Origin of the sequence: Rhodococcus sp. IC4_135, assembly GCF_011602025.1 — a bacterium.
GTDB lineage: Bacteria > Actinomycetota > Actinomycetes > Mycobacteriales > Mycobacteriaceae > Rhodococcus_F > Rhodococcus_F baikonurensis.
In genome coordinates, this window is sequence record NZ_JAAOLG010000154.1 from 1 (window position 1) to 264 (window position 264).

The 264-nt window shown below is 62.5% G+C and carries 1 protein-coding gene; it reads right to left on the bottom strand.

Annotated features, from left to right (window positions below; genetic code table 11):
• On the bottom strand, positions 1 to 264 hold a 264-nt coding region (locus G8767_RS35415), incomplete at both ends, for an AMP-binding protein (protein WP_166814319.1).

A 264-nucleotide genomic window follows, 5' to 3' on the forward strand; every position in this document is an offset into this window, starting at 1 on the left:
CGTCACCCGTGCGGTACAACACCTCGCCCGCATTGAACGGATTCGCCACAAACCGCGTCGACGTCAACCCCGCCTGACCCAGATAACCCCGAGCCAACTGCACACCCGAGACATACATCTCACCCGCGACACCGACGGGCACCGGAGCCAAACGCGTATCCAACACGAACACCCGCAGACCCGAAATAGCCTGACCCACAACACTCGCCGACGCATCCGCCGCCAACGCAGCATCCAACACACGATGGCTCACATGCACCGTCG